Here is a 15,491-nt window from a genome sequence, read left to right on the forward strand (position 1 = left end):
TGCGCCAATAAGCAGCTTCCGGCCGTATAAGGGGATTATCCAAACATCCAAGCCCTGGATATTTGAATAATCCCCTTATACTCTGGAAGCTAACCGCTTATTGTCCCACGCTCATTTTGTTATGACCATTAATGATTCAAGCTATTTGTTATATAAACGTTCAAATTCATCCAGTCGTTGTTCAAAAATCTGAAAAGCTCTTTCAAGATATTCAGGTTGCGTCATGTCAACGCCAGCCCTCTTCATAACATTCGTTGGCGTATCAGAGCTGCCTGATTTAAGGTAGTTCAGGTATTTATCAACATTGGTACGATCCCCATTGACAATACCATCAGCCAGGGTTGATGCGGCGGCAAAGCCAGTAGAATATTGGTAAACGTAGAAATTATAATAGAAGTGTGGGATTCGTGACCATTCAAGACCGATCTGTGGGTCAGACACTACCGCATCACCGTAATATTTTTGGTTCAGGTCACGATAATAGTCATCCATAAAGTTGGCGGTCAGCGGTTGACCTTGAGCATCTTGCTCATGAATATACTGTTCAAATTCAGCAAATTGCGTTTGACGGAAAACCGTCCCTTTAAAACCATCCAAGTAATAATTCAAAATGAATTTCTTCATTTCATCGTCATCTTTGAATTTATTCAAGAGATAATCGGTCAAAATATTTTCGTTGGTTGTTGAGGCAATCTCAGCGACAAAAATTGAATAATCCCCATATTGATAAGGTTGACTATGATGAGAATAGTAACTGTGCATACTATGGCCGGTTTCGTGGATCAACGTGTAGAGGTTATCCAGATTGTCCTTCCAATTTAGCAGAATATACGGGTTCGTGTCGTAAGTCCCAGATGAATAGCCACCGCTTCTCTTGAATTGGTTTTCGACGACATCAATCCAGCGGCCGCTAAATTCTTCTTTGACGTGGCTAACATAGTCCGGTCCCATGACCTGCAGCGCATCTAAGGCGATTTTTTTTGACTGTTCAAAGGTATACTTGGGCGATTTGTTACCAACCAAAGATGTATACATATCATACATATGCAGTTCGTCAAGGCCGAGAATCTGTTTTCGTAAAGCAACATATCTGTGAAGCAGATCAAGATGTTTGTTAACAACTTTAATCAGATTGTTATAAACATCTGTCGGCACTTCATTGGCCGCCAAAGCTGCTTCTAGCGCATTGTTGTAGTGACGAATGTTGGCTTTAAAGTTATGATTCTTCACGTTAGTGGTCAGTGTCGCCGCCAAAGTGTGTTGGAACTGATGGTAGACCTCATACAATTTTTCAAAGGCTTCTTTACGAACGCTCCGATCAGTCGATTCAAGCAAGATCCCATAAACCCCTTGAGATAGCTTGACCTGATTGCCATTGTCATCCGTTACGGCAGGAAATGAAAGATCGGTGTTGTCCAAAATGCCAAAGGTTTTTTCTCCAGACGAGAAGATGTCGCTCGCCCCGGCCAACACTTCTTCAACATCGTTGGTTAAGATATGATCACGGCGTTCAAAGGTTTGATCAAAGAACCGCCGATAATCACCAAGTTGGGGCTGGTCTTGATAAAATTGCTTCATTTGATCATCAGAAATTTTGAGAAGTTCCGGCTCAAACCAGGCCGTTTTCGCCCCAAACTCAGCAGCTAAGGATTCAGCACGGGAATCCATTGCCTGATACTTATCTTCACTGGTATCCTGGTCGTTCTTAAGCTGTGCGTACACATATACTTTTTCAAGTTTCCGACTCAGGGCCATCAGTGCCTCGACTGCTGTCAGCAATGAGGCAGCACTGTTCGCAATGGTTCCAGCTAATTGGGCAAACTGATTGGCATCGGTTCGAACCGCGGCAAAATCAGTTTCGAAGTCCTCATCAGTTGGGTAAATCGTAGTCAAATCCCAAGTTAAGTCCTCGGGAACATCTTTTCTAAGAGGCAATTCTTGTGGTTTTGGCATAATGTCCTCCTTCAAATAGTTAGCTAACAATAGATTAGCACACCTCTGGCTTGGCAGTCATAATATAATGCCTTTTTTCATCATAATCAGCAAACCATGCCGGTTGTTTGATAATCTGAACGCCGGCCGCAGTATGGCGAAGATAGCCCTCAGCCCGGAGGCTAAAGATAAAACCTGTAAAGGCCATTTGAAAGAAGCGGACATAGTCATCGACTTGTGCAAATTGCTGCCCGAAAAGTTGAACTGATTGTTTAAAGACTTGATTGAGTTCCTGATTAGAAACTTCCCGATTATGACCCGTGAACAGCTGAAAAACGATCCAGACTCGCCAACATAAGGCGGTTCGACGAAAAATAGGCCATCGGCTTCCGTCTTTCCCATGACAAATCAGTGGACAGCCAACGAACACCCTGCCCCGCTGGTAACAACGCGTGACCATATCCAGATAGGTTGGATTTTTCAACACGATATTCCGTTGAATTCGGTTAAGTTGGTACAAGATGGCATCGTTGGAAATCCGGATTGAATACGATTGATCAGCTGACGGTAAATGGTCGATAAATCGCTTCAATTCGGCTAATGTGTCAAATAGCCGTAGGTGACTGGTTATTTTGCCAGCAATTTCTTGAATCTGAAAATCAAGCCGAAATTGGCGATTTTTTGCTGAGTAAAAAATCATGTAAAAACCCAATTGCGTATTAAACCTGGCAAATTTGGCAATTCCATCCAATCGTTTGGTTGCATTTAAATGACGATCACCTAGAATCCAGACCACCTCAATTCCAAGCGACTTATAGTTAGTTGTCCGCCGAGACAGTTCCGAAAACGAAATCGGACTGCACTGGTACTCAAGAATCAACTTTTGGGAGGGCAAATACACATCTGCCCGCTGCTCAATTTCAGGCAGATAATGTTCCAACACCGCAGCTTTCGACATTGCTTTTAGCTGCTGTTGAAAGGTCAGTTTGCCCTGAAGATGGGCCTGGCTTTCATTTTCACTGAAACCGCTGCAAATTGCGTTGGATTTATGGCTAAAGTGGGGAATTCGGGACTTGCCATGTTTAAAGATCACCGTTTGCCGGCATCCCGGACAAACAAGCTGCTTACACAACTTCCGTTGGGCTTTGAATTCAGCCGCGTTCACTAATTGGTTTTCAATCATCGCTATCAGCATTTCATCACCTTCTACATGTTAAATACGAAATAGCTGGCAATGATTTTCAAGAAGTTAAAAATAACCTTACATTTTTTCCAGAACAGCCATATGGCTACCATTCTGTTGATATTTGTTTATAATTATGTATAACTAAATCCGGCTGGGGGACTACTATGCTGAAAAATTTATTGAAACACATTCAAGAAGAACGCGTTGCAGAACAGCTGTACCATAGCCTAATTGGCATCGAAATTGAGGAACATCGAGTAGACGAGCACGGACGGTTAAGCCGTCAACCGTACCCGCAAAACTTAGGTTCCAGACGTTATCATCCCTATTTACAATCAGATTTTTCAGAATCAATGAACGAAATTATTACCGATCCCAACCCTAATATCGGTGGGGTGTTGGATCAATTGGATACCTTGCAGACCGTTTTGTATCGTTCAATTGACCAATCGGAATCTTTCTGGCCGCTCAGCATGCCGCCAGCCATGGATGAAGCCGATACCGACTTTATCAAAAAGCACTTTGGTCGGCCAGCCTATGCAAAATACCGTGACTATTTAACTAAAAAATACGGGGTACCTAGAAAAATTATTACCGGCGTCCACGTCAACTTCAGCATTCCAGAACCAGTCATCAATCGCCTGTACGTTCATTATCAGGACCAGTTTTCAACTTTGGTGGCCTTTAAAAATGCCTTGTACTTCCAATTGGCCCAAAATTTTGTCCTCCATCGTTGGCTGTTAACCTATCTCTTTGGTGCCAGTCCAATCGCAGAAAAGGGCTTCTTCACCGGTGAGGATCAAAAGCAGCTCACCCATCCGGTTAGGAGCATCCGAAACAGTATTTATGGTTACGTTAACCAGCCGGAAGATCAAGTTGACACAACCATTTATACCAGCTTGGATCATTACATTGACGGTATCAATCAAGCAATTGACCAGCATCGTCTATATTCCAAAGCTGAATTTTACGGACCCGTACGCCTTCGTGGTCAAGATAATAATAAAGACTACCGGACCAAAGGGATTTCCTATTTGGAATTTCGGGTGCTGGACAACACGCCGTTCACCCCCAACGGAATCAGCCGCCATGCCATGTATTTCCTAAAGTTCTTCTTAATGTACCTTTTAGTGACACCCGTTGACCACAAGAACATTCGCGCTGATTTAAAGCAGTCTTTTGCGGACAACAATCAAGTTGCGCTGGAAAATCCCGATCAGCCAACTTTCAAAATGGCAGAAGGCATTCAGATTTTTTCCGAGCTGATTGAGATAGCTAAATCACTTCACGCCCATTCTGAACAGCTTCAAGCCCTGGATGATTTTAGTGAAGTTGTCACCTGACCGCTTCCGCTATGCTGTTAAAGCATATCAAAAATAACAGCCTAATGGACTTTGGCACCACGGTTGCAAAACGATGGCGAACACAACGATTATCGTCTGCTACGCTGCTGCCATCAATCGGCAAAGTTTCATTGGCTGCCCAACGGTTGATTTTTTGCGCTATTCAGCTTGGTATCCGTTATTACGTCGTCAAGGATGAAGATGGTGACTCACTGATCACTTTGACCTATGACAACGTCACTCAAGTCGTTTACACCGATAAAGTCGGCAAAGTAGATCCGCTGCAGTATTTATACGAGTTGTTCCCGGGAATTAAAGCGGCTGCCAAACAGGATCTGTAAGATTTCTAATTAGTCAAAACGTTAAAAGGGCCGGAGTAAAAGTTGCTAAAACTTCTACTTCAGCCCTTCTGTCTGCCTATAATGTCCCTTAATTCGTTACATAACTCAATTGACCAACTTACAACTTAATCAACACATCAAAGACGGTTCCTTTGGGATAATTATCCTTGGCGGAAATCGTTCCGGAATGCTGTTGAACAATCCATTTAGCGATTGCCAATCCCAGCCCATTGCCGCCAGTCTTAGAGTTTCTGGATTTATCAGACCGATAGAATCGTTCAAAAATTCGTTTCTTATCGGCATCAGAAATCCCATCCCCAGTATCTCGAACTTCAACTGTCAATCGATCACGGTTCAGACTGGTTATGACCGTGACGGTACCGCCAGCGGGAGTGTATTTGATCGCATTATCTAATAAAATAATTAGAAGCTGACGAATCAGATCCTTATCTAAATTTCCATGACCATCAGCTTTAAGAACCGTCACCATGGACTTATGCTGGCTGGCAGCAATATCCTCATAGGGTTTAAGAATTTGTGCGAACCACGACTTCAAGTCAACGGCCTCTTTATTAATTTCAATCGTTCCTGAATCTGAACGGGCCAGCATTAGCAACCGATTAGTCAGTGTCTGCAGATGCCTGACCTCATCCAGCGAAGTCGAAATTGGATCTACTTGGTCGATGACCTTCGTCTTTGGTTTGGTTAACATGTACTCCATTTGATTTTGAATAACCGTCAGTGGCGTCCTAAGTTCATGAGCGGCGTTAGCACTAAATTGCCGTTGCCGCTTCCAGGCATCCATAATCGGCTTCATGCTGGAACGTGATAGGAAATAAGCAATTGCAATCGCCACAATCCAAAAGAAGAACAGCGTAATCAATAACGATCGCTTAAAACTGTTGACTGCCATTAAATCCGTATCAATGTTCTCCAGAATCAATACATAATTCCCAGCATAAATCGGATTGGAATTGGACTTTGGAACCTTAATCAGCAGGGTCCGAAAATAATGCAACGTGTTGTCAGTCGACATTAAAGTCACTTCGCGCACCTTATTAACCTCGGATTTATCCAGCTCGGTATTGATAAATAGATTGTAAATCCGGTTTCCAAGCATTTGGGCGTTAATAATTTGGCCTTTTTTATTAAAGACTAAAATATTTGTCCGAAAAGGCGTGTCGCCGTTATTGGGCTTAGATGGTGCTGGAGTTTGCGGATTTCCGCCAGTCCTAAATTGTGGCGCCTTTCGGTTGCTCAAGACATTTTGTTTCTGGGTGACCAATCCCTGATCAATATTTTTATAAATTGATTGGTGAAAGAAGAAGAAAACAACAAAACCAAGTACGGCAAACAACAATGCAAACCCAACTAATTCCTTTACAAAAAGACTGAGCTGCTGTTTTTGCTGCGGATCCCCTTTTTTCAATCCGATTCCTCCGTTTCAAACATGTAGCCAATGTTTCTTAAGGTCTTGATCGGCTGAAGCGATGAGCTCTGCTTGATTTTCTTCCGCAAATTACTCATGTAGACTTCAACGACAGAAATCGCCGTTTCTGACTCAAATCCCCAGAGTCGATCAAAAATTTGATCCTTGGTGATAATGGTATCCGGATTTTGAATGAAGTAGACCAGCAAGTCAAACTCCTTGCCATTTAAACTCAATTCCTGATCGTTAACTTCAACGATCCGGTTACTTAAATTCACTTTAAATGGGCCCACCGACAGGGTGTTATCATCCCCAAGATGACCGCTTCTCTTTAACAGCGCCTTGACGCGCATCAGCAGTTCCTCCCGGTGGAATGGCTTGGTCAAATAGTCATCGGCTCCCAATTCAAAACCGTGCACCTTGTCATCCAGGGTATCTTTAGCGGTCAAAATAAGGACCGGCATGCTCAAATGGTCTTCAGTCCGCCAATGTTTTAGAATGTCATAGCCACTGACTTGTGGCAGCATCAAATCCAAAACAACCAGGTCGTAAATTCCTTCCTGACCCAGCATTTGGCCTTCAAAGCCATCATGGGAGACGGTCGTTTGTGCGATTTCATCCAAAAACAGCTGCAGGCTCTTTGCGAGGTCCTCATCGTCTTCAATAATCAGTATGTGTAAATCTTTCATCAAGTTGGTCTCCTTTTATCTTTGACATTAAATTAAAGGTTTTTGCTCATTCCGTCAACTCACTTACCCACACTTTATCATAAATCAACTGTTTTAAGCTTGTTTTATGGTTAAACAGATAAACTCATTTCATCAATTCAGAAAGGAGTGAGTCATCCATTACTAGTACAAAGCAATTATTTAAATTTGGGATTACCGGGCTGATCAACACCGTTCTCACTTACATCATCTACTTGCTCTTGCTTCACCCAACCAACGCCACAATTGCCATGGGGGTGGGCTACGGGATCACATCCCTGCTTGGATTGGCATTGAATAACCGCTGGGTATTTCAAACCGGCGACTCGGTTAGAACCGTTGCATGGAAGTATTACACCACCTATGTTTTCACCTGGCTGATCAGCGTGATATTCGCCCATTTGGCCAGTGATTGGTCGTTTCTTGACAGCAGGTTGATTCCCATCATCAGTTTGATGATCACAGTTCCCACCAACTTTTTGCTTTCAAAATTTTGGGTATTTAACAAACACAACTTAAAGGAGGTCCGCCACTATGGCAACCAATAATCAATCGATTGAAAATACCCAAACCCATGATCAACGTCAATTCAGGTTTGACTGGATTTTAGGCGCAATCCTTCTACTCGCCCTATTCCTTTATGGCTGGGCAACATGGAAGGCAGGTTCGGCAAACGCCTTTTACACCGCAGCGATTAAAAGTATGACCGAAAGCTTTCACAACTTTTGGTACGGGAGTTTCGATCCAGCGGGTTACATCACCGTGGATAAGCCACCGGTTGCACTTTGGTTCATGGCCATCAGTGCTAAAATATTTGGCCTGCACGGCTGGAGTATTGTCTTACCATCAGTCCTGTTTGGTGTCGGCTCCGTCTACCTGATGTATCGATTAGTCCAACCCTACTTTGGGAAGAATGCGACTCGATTGAGTGCTTTAGCATTAACGCTGACCCCGATCGTCGTTGCCGACTCCAGAACCAATAACATGGACGCGACGTTAGTTTTCTTCTTGATGTTGGCACTTTACTTCCTTGAAAAGTCGATTGACAGTCGTAAAATTTGGTCACTGCTGATTAGTTTTGCCTTGATTGGGATTGCTTTTAACGTCAAGATGCTTCAAGCATTCATGATCCTGCCGGCAATGTATTTATTCTACTGGCTGGCAGCCAACGAAACTTGGAAAAAGAAAATAACCAAGCTGACACTGGCCACCGTAACCTTGATGGTCTTTACCTTGGCTTATCCAATTTCTGTCGATATGACACCTGCCAGCAGCCGGCCGTATGTTGGTGGTTCCGAAACTAATTCGCTGTTAGAACTGGCCTTTGGCTATAACGGTAGCGAACGACTGCTTGGCCAAACAACCGGAACCGGCGGGACGTTTGGCGCCGGGATGAACAGTAAAACCACCAATAAAAAGGGCGGTGGAATGCCTGGCGGAGGCACTGCCCCAACTGGTATGAAGCAGAATGGCAAAAACCAAACGCCACCAGGCGGCAAGCAAATGAAAGGCCAACCAAACGGCAAAGGCGGCCCCGGCAAGATGGGTAATGGCGGCGGTGGCGGTGGTGCCTTCAATATTGGCACCGCCGGACCATTCCGGCTGTTCCAATCAGCACTCGGGCCTGAAGTCAGTTGGCTATTGCCATTTGCCATCTTCGGTTTAATTGGCGGTTTGGTCTACTTTAGAGATCGACGGAAGAGTTGGTTTAATCTATCCAAGCAGCAAAAGCAATTGATCCTGTGGACCAGCTGGCTGATTCCTGTTTACGGCTTCTTCAGTATTGCTAGTTTCTTCCATCCCTACTACATGATCATGTTGGCACCACCAATCTCGGCGCTATTTGGAACCGGGGTTACCGCACTGGTCAGCCTCTTCAGAAATAGTGTCAAAACCAGCTGGAAATTCTATTTGCTCCCGGGTGCAATTGTTGCAACAGCGGCCCTTCAGTCTTGGTACGTTTACAGTTACTATCCATGGCTCACCTGGCTGATTCTAGTTGCTGCAATCGGCTTCTCAATTGGAATGGCCATTTTACCCCAGGGTCGCGCATTTCAAACCCTGTTGGTTGGAGGTCTCTTATCCATTATGGCAGCCCCAACTTGGTGGTCGTTAACACCAACGATTGCCGCTGAATCGGCAATGATTCCAACTGCCGGACCGTCGCTACTCACATCCAGCAGCAACGGTATGCCTGGCGGAGGGGGCGGCATGGGCAACAGCTCAGTCAACACCAAATTACTCAATTATGTCGAGAAACACCAGGGTAACGCCAAATATCTGTTTGCTACCAGTGATTCGACGACAGCAGCTCCTTACATCATCAAAACCGGCAAGGCTGTCATGGCGATGGGTGGCTTTAACGGAACTGACCCAGCAATCACCTTGACTCAATTTAAACAGCTGGTTAAAAACGGTGATTTGAAATACTTCTACTACTCAGGACGATCAGGTAACACCAAGATTATTAACTGGATCAAAAAACATGGGACAAAAGTCAAAACCAGTCTGTATCAATCAGCCAACGGTACTGGGACGCAATCTGGTATGGGCGGTTCGACGAAGACGCCGGCTAAGCCAACGTCATCCAATTCAGGTAAAACGCCAAATGGTGCCCCAACAGGCAAGAAGCGGCCAAACCGCCAACCTGGAATGAAACCGTCAACAAAGAAAAATAGTCAAGCCACTGCTAAACAAACAACAAATCGAACTGCTGCCAAGTCGACTCATCGGCAGGCAACCATGCAAACCCCTGGTGGCATGGGCGGCTCTGGCGTTTTGTATGATTTATCATCAATTTATAAATAGGAGGTCCCTTAATGGAAAAAAATCAGGAATTAATTTCAATCGTCCTTCCCGTTTACAATGAAGAACAGGGAATTGACACCACCATCGACACACTGGAAAAATTTGCTGCAAATCAGCCGCAATCTTTTGAATTGATTTTTGTTGACGATGGTTCCAGCGACAAAAGTGCGCAACTCATTCAAAATCGCCAAACCGATTACGGAAACATCCGATTGGTTGAGTTCTCACGAAACTTCGGCCACCAGCTGGCGATCACTGCTGGGATTCGTTATACCAAAGGTGAGGCCGTCGTTGTCATGGATGCTGATCTTCAGGATCCACCGGCTGTAATTGTTGATATGATTGACAAGTGGCACGAAGGCTACGACGTGGTCTACGGCAAGCGACTTTCAAGAGATGGCGAAAGTCTTTTCAAAAAAGCAACGGCTGCCGCCTTCTACAGAGGGTTAAAGCGCATTACCAACGTCAATATTCCACTGGATACCGGCGATTTTCGGCTAATGGACAAACAGGTCGTCTACCAACTGCGACAAATGAATGAGGCGGATCCGTTTGTCCGTGGTATGGTTAGTTGGGTTGGTTTCAAGCAGACGGCCGTCACTTATGAACGGCAAGAACGGATTGCTGGGATCTCCAAATATCCCCTGCGAAAGATGATTCGCTTGGCAATGGATGGCGTGACATCATTCTCATCATTTCCCCTGCAATTGGCTAATTGGCTGGGAACCGGATCAATCATCTTTAGTATTGGCTACTTGATTACCTCGTTATTCACAACGATGGATACAATCCACTTTGCGGTCTTCGCGTTATTCCTAATGGTCGGCATCACCCTTTTGTCCATCGGTATGTTAGGGGCTTACCTCTACCGGGTCTTTGAGGCCTCCAGGAAGCGCCCGCTGTACATTGTTTCGAAGACAGTGGGGTTTCGCCACCCACAGAGTCAAAACAATCACCAAACGTACTATAAAACAACAATCAAAGGTCGCGCGTATCAACAATAATCTGCATACTAAAAACGACAGCCATTAACGGCTGTCGTTTTTAGTTGATTGAATGCTATTTGAAATAGTACCTACTTAACTCTAATGCACTGTTTTCCATTAGTTGTTGACCATATTCGTTGAGAACTTCCTCAGTAACAGCAGTCTTCTTGCCATATTCATTGGCAATTGCGACTTCATCACTGACGACCATGTCAACGGGGTCATTGCTGAATAATTCCAGCTTCAAGTAGTATTTACCTTCATACAAGTACAAATCTGATGTCCCATTTTCAAGTCGCAATGCCTTGGCGAGCGACACGAAGTCATCTAATTGATCGAACTCAAGAATCACAGTCCGCTTTTGATGACCAAATTCATCGTTAGTCTTTTTATCACTTACAGGCTGCGGTTTGTTATTATCGGCATGTTCAGCGATATATTTAGAAACCCGATCACGTTTTTCAGGATGATCTGAATCAGAATCACCCGCATCGAACATGTCGTTATCAGACATATCTACATCCTTACTGATAAACAATTCCAATCCATTCTGGTTCGGAAGAACTTGGAAAGTGACGGCATCGTTATTTTGAAATTGATGGTCTTTATCGACTTCTTCGAGAATACTGTAGAAGAAGCTTTCGATCTGCTTGTGGTTGCCCAACAAGTCAAGCACGGTAATGCCACGCTTGTCGAGATCATCATTACCAATCAACACACGAATCGTATTCTCATTAATCCGTTCCATTTCCATATTTAGCCACCCCTTCCAATATCTGAGGGTAATTAATAATAACATTGTATCATATTATTGTCTAAGTAAATAATACGGCTAAACATGAATATTAACAAGCAATTAAGACTCTGTGCCTATAAGGCTTCTTTGACCATCTTTTCCAATTCGCATTTTCGCGTTGCCCGTGGCATAAAGCAACGAATTTCATCTTCATTGAACCCGAATTCGATTCGTTTATCATCCAGTAAAATCGGTCGCCGAATCAGCTCTGGATGAGTTGCCAGCAGTGAAATCACTTGGCTGATCGTCATCGATGACATCTTTGATTTATATTGGTCATACAGAAATGACCGAGTAGAAATGACATCGTCCGTACCACCTTCAGAAAACATGAAGATTTGTTTAAGTTCTACTTCAGAGAGCGGTTTGGCAAATATATTTCGTTCAACAAACTCAATCTTGTGATCAATGAGCCACTGTTTTGCTTTTCTGCAGGAAGTGCAGCTGGGAGTAGTTAATAAATTGACTGTCATAGTATGAATCCTCCTAGTAATCATTTGATGCTTTGATTATATCGGAAAATGTTATATAAATCATAAGATTCACAGAATGGACAAACAAAGACCATATTTTGGTCATATTTAGCTTAGATATCCACAGAAAGATACGTATCAGCAACTAAAATCGGGATTGAGTCCCCTGCCGTTGCCTGAGCTTCCCTTTTTAGCTGCAGAAGATCACCATTTGCCGGTAAATGGGTCAGCAGCAATCGGTGAACGGTTCCGTCATGTGCGAGTTGCCCAGACTCAGTTGACGTCATATGCCATTTTTGACCGGTTTTGTTGGCGAAAAAATTCGTATCGGTCATCAACAAATCGGCATTGCGAACGAATTTGGTCAATCCAGAGAAGTAGGCCGTGTCGGCGGTAAACACCAACACCTTACCGGTTGAAGTTTCTTTAATTCGCATTGCAAAGGCTGAAACGGGATGATGGGTTTTCAAAAATGTAATGGTGAATGGTCCAACCATCAATGCTTCTCCCGGATCATAGGCAATTCCTTTACTTGAGTCCGGCCAAGTGAGCCCTTTGAAGTTGGTATCGTCAAGTTGATGCCCATAGATTGGCAATACAGGCTCACTGTAGCGCTTTTCATGCAGCTGCCAATAGTATTGGAGAACACCAACGTCTGCAGTATGGTCGTGATGATAATGGCTCAAAATGACCGCATTTAATCTTAATGGATCAACGACTTGTTCCAAACTTAACAGGGCACCGCTGCCACAATCAATCAGTAATTTAAAATTGCCTGATTCCAAAAGGTAACTGCTGGTGGCATTTCCATGATCCGGATAGCCGCCAAGAAAACCAATCACTGTTAGTTTCAATAGAATTCCTCCTCTTTCACCTTTATCCAATTTATATTTTACGCTAATTTGGAGCAAATGTTTGGTTCCAATATTGAAAAAAAGTATAATAATATTGTATATAGGAGGTGGGTCAAATGAACGAACAGATCGTTATAACATTTGGAAATGAAAAAATTTTGACGGAACTAAAAGCGGCACATTCAGACCGGGATTTGATTATGTATCAGGCCCTTAGTCAACCTGGTGAATTCATGCTGCTGGATCATTCGGGCGAAAAGTCAGTGTTTAAAGCACCAGTCTTTTATGACATCTTAAGCCATAGTGGTGAAGATAAGTGGGACGGCTTCATCAGCTTCTCCACCCTAGATTTGAACTTTGATCAGCAGAAGGTCTTTGATGCACGAATCAACAAGCTACGAACCAATGGTCTTCCTGATGGCATGCATTCAATTTATTCCCTCAATTATCATAAGGACATTAGTCAACGGATAATCTTAGGAACTTGGAATGATTACGCCGACTTCGAACTTTGGAAGAACAGTTCTGATGAATTTATTCCAAAAGAATATCGTGATTCACCAAGCTTTTATTCACACGAAGCTTATTACACACCAGCAAACACAAAAGAAATCCATTAAAATATTGTTTTAATAAAACCGTTAACCAGTGAGGGCGTCTTTATACCATTCACTGATTAACGGTTTTTATGTTGTCCAAAAAATGTAAAAAAAAAGCTACCTAAGTAACTTGAAAAATTTTCGATGTTCCACCGGTCCGTACGAGACTCGAACTCGTGATCTCCTGCGTGACAGGCAGGCGTCCTAACCAACTAGACCAACGAACCAAAATTGCGGGAGCTGGGTTTGAACCAACGACCTTCGGGTTATGAGCCCGACGAGCTACCAGACTGCTCCATCCCGCGATAATATAATATAATTCTCTTGAATGACCCGTACGGGATTTGAACCCATGTTACCGCCGTGAAAGGGCGGTGTCTTAACCACTTGACCAACGGGTCATTTAAAACGGAGAAGGAGAGATTCGAACTCTCGCGCCGCTTACGCGACCTACACCCTTAGCAGGGGCGCCTCTTCAGCCACTTGAGTACTTCTCCAAAATATGGGCCTAAATGGACTCGAACCATCGACCTCACGCTTATCAGGCGTGCGCTCTAACCAGCTGAGCTATAGGCCCATTAGATGAAAAAGCGGGTGACGAGAATCGGACTCGCGACAACAGCTTGGAAGGCTGTGGTTTTACCACTAAACTACACCCGCAAAAACAATATGAAAAACAAGTGGCGCGGGACAGAATCGAACTGCCGACACATGCAGCTTCAATGCATTGCTCTACCGAGCCAAACCGGTCCGTACGAGACTCGAACTCGTGATCTCCTGCGTGACAGGCAGGCGTCCTAACCAACTAGACCAACGAACCAAAATTGCGGGAGCTGGGTTTGAACCAACGACCTTCGGGTTATGAGCCCGACGAGCTACCAGACTGCTCCATCCCGCGATAATAAGGAGGATGAGAGATTCGAACTCTCGCGTGGTTTGACCCACCTAGCGGTTTTCAAGACCGCCCCCTTCAGCCACTTGGGTAATCCTCCATAAAAGCTGTATAAAAAACTCCAGTGTACAAATGAGTCGATGGACCTTGTAGGACTCGAACCTACGACCGAACGGTTATGAGCCGTTTGCTCTAACCAACTGAGCTAAAGGTCCAAGACCTATATCGCGGCAGGGGGGATCGAACCCTCGACCTCCCGGGTATGAACCGGACGCTCTAGCCAGCTGAGCTACACCGCGATGAAAAATGATAGTTACGCTATCAATCGGGAAGACAGGATTCGAACCTGCGACCCCCTGGTCCCAAACCAGGTGCTCTACCAAGCTGAGCTACTTCCCGTTAAAACAATGCACCCAGTAGGAGTCGAACCTACAACCTCCTGATTCGTAGTCAGACACTCTATCCAATTGCGCTATGGGTGCATAATATGCCGAGGACCGGGATCGAACCGGTACGGTCATCACTGACCGCAGGATTTTAAGTCCTGTGCGTCTGCCAATTCCGCCACCCCGGCATAACAAGCGGAAGACGGGATTCGAACCCGCGACCCCCACCATGGCAAGGTGATGTTCTACCACTGAACTACTTCCGCAAAATGCCGACTAGAAGATTCGAACTTCCGACCCCCTGTTTACAAGACAGGTGCTCTGCCAGCTGAGCTAAGTCGGCATACAAATATTATGCGCTTAATAATATTCAATTGTAATGAGCCGTGGCAGTCTCGAACTGCCGACCCTCTGATTAAAAGTCAGATGCTCTACCAACTGAGCTAACGGCTCAAGGAATGGAGGATACAGGGATCGAACCTGTGACCTCCTGCTTGTAAGGCAGATGCTCTCCCAGCTGAGCTAATCCTCCATAAAATCGCGTGGCAACGTCCTACCCTCGCAGGGGGCGATCCCCCAACTACTCTTGGCGTGCAGAAGCTTAACTTCTGTGTTCGGCATGGGAACAGGTGTATCCTTCTGGCTATCGCCACCACACTATTTTTCCTTGAAAGAACTTCGTTCTCTCAAAACTAGCTAATATTAATTTTCTGCCTTTGAACACCATTTCTACTTGGTTAAGTCCTCGACCGATTAGTA

At 44.5% G+C, this 15,491-nt stretch carries 11 protein-coding genes, 19 tRNA genes, 1 rRNA gene and 1 pseudogene; 5 read left to right on the forward strand and 27 right to left on the reverse strand.

What is annotated here, in order from left to right; translation table 11 throughout:
- Positions 1-141: 141 nt before the first annotated feature.
- A complete protein-coding gene (pepF, locus tag LPKJCM_RS03845; RefSeq protein WP_057963055.1) occupies positions 142-1,953 on the reverse strand; it encodes an oligoendopeptidase F in 1,812 nt (603 codons plus the stop codon).
- A gap of 34 nt (positions 1,954-1,987) precedes the next feature.
- Positions 1,988-3,127: a competence protein CoiA gene (locus LPKJCM_RS03850; protein ID WP_057963056.1), complete on the reverse strand. Its 1,140-nt coding sequence runs from the start codon at positions 3,125-3,127 to the stop codon at positions 1,988-1,990.
- Positions 3,128-3,282: 155 nt separating this feature from the next.
- Between LPKJCM_RS03850 and LPKJCM_RS03855 the strand changes: the two are divergent.
- Positions 3,283-4,802, forward strand: a pseudogene (locus tag LPKJCM_RS03855) (gamma-glutamylcysteine synthetase).
- Between the two features lie 118 nt (positions 4,803-4,920).
- Here the strand turns inward: LPKJCM_RS03855 and LPKJCM_RS03860 are convergent.
- Complete coding sequence (locus LPKJCM_RS03860) at positions 4,921-6,231, reverse strand: sensor histidine kinase (RefSeq protein WP_057963057.1); 1,311 nt, start codon at positions 6,229-6,231, stop codon at positions 4,921-4,923.
- Positions 6,228-6,920 (reverse strand): response regulator transcription factor, encoded by a 693-nt coding sequence (locus tag LPKJCM_RS03865; protein ID WP_057963058.1) that lies wholly within the window; start codon positions 6,918-6,920, stop codon positions 6,228-6,230. The genes LPKJCM_RS03860 and LPKJCM_RS03865 overlap by 4 nt, the downstream gene beginning before the upstream one ends.
- A 158-nt stretch (positions 6,921-7,078) precedes the next feature.
- Here LPKJCM_RS03865 and LPKJCM_RS03870 point away from each other — a divergent pair, with 158 nt between their 5' ends.
- Genes LPKJCM_RS03870 through LPKJCM_RS03880 form a run of 3 tightly spaced genes read left to right on the forward strand, consistent with a single transcriptional unit; the run spans position 7,079 to position 10,750 of the window.
- Positions 7,079-7,486, forward strand: a complete 408-nt coding sequence (locus tag LPKJCM_RS03870) for a GtrA family protein (RefSeq protein WP_087069548.1) — start codon at positions 7,079-7,081, stop codon at positions 7,484-7,486.
- Entirely contained in the window at positions 7,473-9,746 is a 2,274-nt protein-coding gene (locus tag LPKJCM_RS03875; protein WP_057963059.1) for a glycosyltransferase family 39 protein, read from the forward strand. The genes LPKJCM_RS03870 and LPKJCM_RS03875 overlap by 14 nt, the downstream gene beginning before the upstream one ends.
- Before the next feature lie 11 nt (positions 9,747-9,757).
- Positions 9,758-10,750 carry a glycosyltransferase family 2 protein gene (locus LPKJCM_RS03880; protein WP_057963060.1) on the forward strand — a complete coding sequence of 331 codons (993 nt, stop codon included), beginning with the start codon at positions 9,758-9,760 and terminating at the stop codon, positions 10,748-10,750.
- A 55-nt stretch (positions 10,751-10,805) separates the two neighbouring features.
- Here the strand turns inward: LPKJCM_RS03880 and LPKJCM_RS03885 are convergent, their stop codons facing one another.
- The 3 genes from LPKJCM_RS03885 to LPKJCM_RS03895 form a co-directional block, all read right to left on the reverse strand.
- On the reverse strand, positions 10,806-11,486 hold the full coding sequence (locus LPKJCM_RS03885; RefSeq protein WP_013727489.1) for an adaptor protein MecA: 681 nt from the start codon (positions 11,484-11,486) through the stop codon (positions 10,806-10,808).
- Between the two features lie 116 nt (positions 11,487-11,602).
- Positions 11,603-12,001: a transcriptional regulator Spx gene (gene spx, locus LPKJCM_RS03890; protein ID WP_057963061.1), complete on the reverse strand. Its 399-nt coding sequence runs from the start codon at positions 11,999-12,001 to the stop codon at positions 11,603-11,605.
- A gap of 113 nt (positions 12,002-12,114) precedes the next feature.
- Entirely contained in the window at positions 12,115-12,855 is a 741-nt protein-coding gene (locus tag LPKJCM_RS03895) for an MBL fold metallo-hydrolase (RefSeq protein ID WP_057963062.1), read from the reverse strand.
- A 116-nt stretch (positions 12,856-12,971) separates the two neighbouring features.
- Here LPKJCM_RS03895 and LPKJCM_RS03900 point away from each other — a divergent pair, with 116 nt between their 5' ends.
- Positions 12,972-13,475, forward strand: coding sequence for a hypothetical protein (locus tag LPKJCM_RS03900; RefSeq protein WP_057963063.1), 504 nt, complete (start codon positions 12,972-12,974; stop codon positions 13,473-13,475).
- A 132-nt stretch (positions 13,476-13,607) separates the two neighbouring features.
- Here the strand turns inward: LPKJCM_RS03900 and LPKJCM_RS03905 are convergent.
- The 20 genes from LPKJCM_RS03905 to rrf all read right to left on the reverse strand — a co-directional run bounded on the left by LPKJCM_RS03905 (position 13,608) and on the right by rrf (position 15,389).
- Positions 13,608-13,681: transfer RNA gene (locus LPKJCM_RS03905), tRNA-Asp, on the reverse strand.
- 4 nt (positions 13,682-13,685) lie between these two features.
- A tRNA-Met gene (locus LPKJCM_RS03910) sits at positions 13,686-13,759 on the reverse strand.
- A 24-nt stretch (positions 13,760-13,783) separates the two neighbouring features.
- Positions 13,784-13,855 (reverse strand) — tRNA-Glu (locus LPKJCM_RS03915).
- 8 nt (positions 13,856-13,863) lie between these two features.
- A tRNA-Ser gene (locus LPKJCM_RS03920) sits at positions 13,864-13,951 on the reverse strand.
- Between the two features lie 6 nt (positions 13,952-13,957).
- Positions 13,958-14,031: transfer RNA gene (locus tag LPKJCM_RS03925), tRNA-Ile, on the reverse strand.
- A gap of 12 nt (positions 14,032-14,043) precedes the next feature.
- A tRNA-Gly gene (locus tag LPKJCM_RS03930) sits at positions 14,044-14,114 on the reverse strand.
- 21 nt (positions 14,115-14,135) lie between these two features.
- Positions 14,136-14,196: transfer RNA gene (locus tag LPKJCM_RS03935), tRNA-Phe, on the reverse strand.
- A 4-nt stretch (positions 14,197-14,200) separates the two neighbouring features.
- Positions 14,201-14,274, reverse strand: a tRNA-Asp gene (locus LPKJCM_RS03940).
- Between the two features lie 4 nt (positions 14,275-14,278).
- Positions 14,279-14,352: transfer RNA gene (locus LPKJCM_RS03945), tRNA-Met, on the reverse strand.
- 6 nt (positions 14,353-14,358) lie between these two features.
- A tRNA-Ser gene (locus LPKJCM_RS03950) sits at positions 14,359-14,446 on the reverse strand.
- A gap of 41 nt (positions 14,447-14,487) precedes the next feature.
- Positions 14,488-14,561 (reverse strand) — tRNA-Ile (locus LPKJCM_RS03955).
- Between the two features lie 10 nt (positions 14,562-14,571).
- A tRNA-Met gene (locus LPKJCM_RS03960) sits at positions 14,572-14,645 on the reverse strand.
- 26 nt (positions 14,646-14,671) lie between these two features.
- A tRNA-Pro gene (locus LPKJCM_RS03965) sits at positions 14,672-14,745 on the reverse strand.
- Between the two features lie 9 nt (positions 14,746-14,754).
- Positions 14,755-14,828, reverse strand: a tRNA-Arg gene (locus LPKJCM_RS03970).
- Positions 14,829-14,834: 6 nt separating this feature from the next.
- Positions 14,835-14,920, reverse strand: a tRNA-Leu gene (locus LPKJCM_RS03975).
- A gap of 6 nt (positions 14,921-14,926) precedes the next feature.
- Positions 14,927-14,998 (reverse strand) — tRNA-Gly (locus tag LPKJCM_RS03980).
- 4 nt (positions 14,999-15,002) lie between these two features.
- Positions 15,003-15,075: transfer RNA gene (locus LPKJCM_RS03985), tRNA-Thr, on the reverse strand.
- Between the two features lie 37 nt (positions 15,076-15,112).
- Positions 15,113-15,185, reverse strand: a tRNA-Lys gene (locus tag LPKJCM_RS03990).
- A 6-nt stretch (positions 15,186-15,191) separates the two neighbouring features.
- A tRNA-Val gene (locus tag LPKJCM_RS03995) sits at positions 15,192-15,264 on the reverse strand.
- A gap of 8 nt (positions 15,265-15,272) precedes the next feature.
- Positions 15,273-15,389, reverse strand: a 5S ribosomal RNA gene (rrf, locus tag LPKJCM_RS04000).
- Positions 15,390-15,491: the final 102 nt, after the last annotated feature.

The organism is Lentilactobacillus parakefiri, assembly GCF_002157585.1.
GTDB lineage: Bacteria > Bacillota > Bacilli > Lactobacillales > Lactobacillaceae > Lentilactobacillus > Lentilactobacillus parakefiri.

What these genes read in the sequence shown, in the direction of transcription:
- pepF (WP_057963055.1), bottom strand. Translation starts at nt 1,953, where the DNA reads ATGCCAAAACCACAAGAATTGCCTCTTAGAAAAGATGTTCCCGAGGAC.
- LPKJCM_RS03850 (WP_057963056.1), bottom strand. Translation starts at nt 3,127, where the DNA reads ATGCTGATAGCGATGATTGAAAACCAATTAGTGAACGCGGCTGAATTC.
- LPKJCM_RS03865 (WP_057963058.1), bottom strand. Translation starts at nt 6,920, where the DNA reads ATGAAAGATTTACACATACTGATTATTGAAGACGATGAGGACCTCGCA.
- LPKJCM_RS03875 (WP_057963059.1), top strand. Translation starts at nt 7,473, where the DNA reads ATGGCAACCAATAATCAATCGATTGAAAATACCCAAACCCATGATCAA.
- LPKJCM_RS03880 (WP_057963060.1), top strand. Translation starts at nt 9,758, where the DNA reads ATGGAAAAAAATCAGGAATTAATTTCAATCGTCCTTCCCGTTTACAAT.
- LPKJCM_RS03885 (WP_013727489.1), bottom strand. Translation starts at nt 11,486, where the DNA reads ATGGAAATGGAACGGATTAATGAGAATACGATTCGTGTGTTGATTGGT.
- spx (WP_057963061.1), bottom strand. Translation starts at nt 12,001, where the DNA reads ATGACAGTCAATTTATTAACTACTCCCAGCTGCACTTCCTGCAGAAAA.
- LPKJCM_RS03900 (WP_057963063.1), top strand. Translation starts at nt 12,972, where the DNA reads ATGAACGAACAGATCGTTATAACATTTGGAAATGAAAAAATTTTGACG.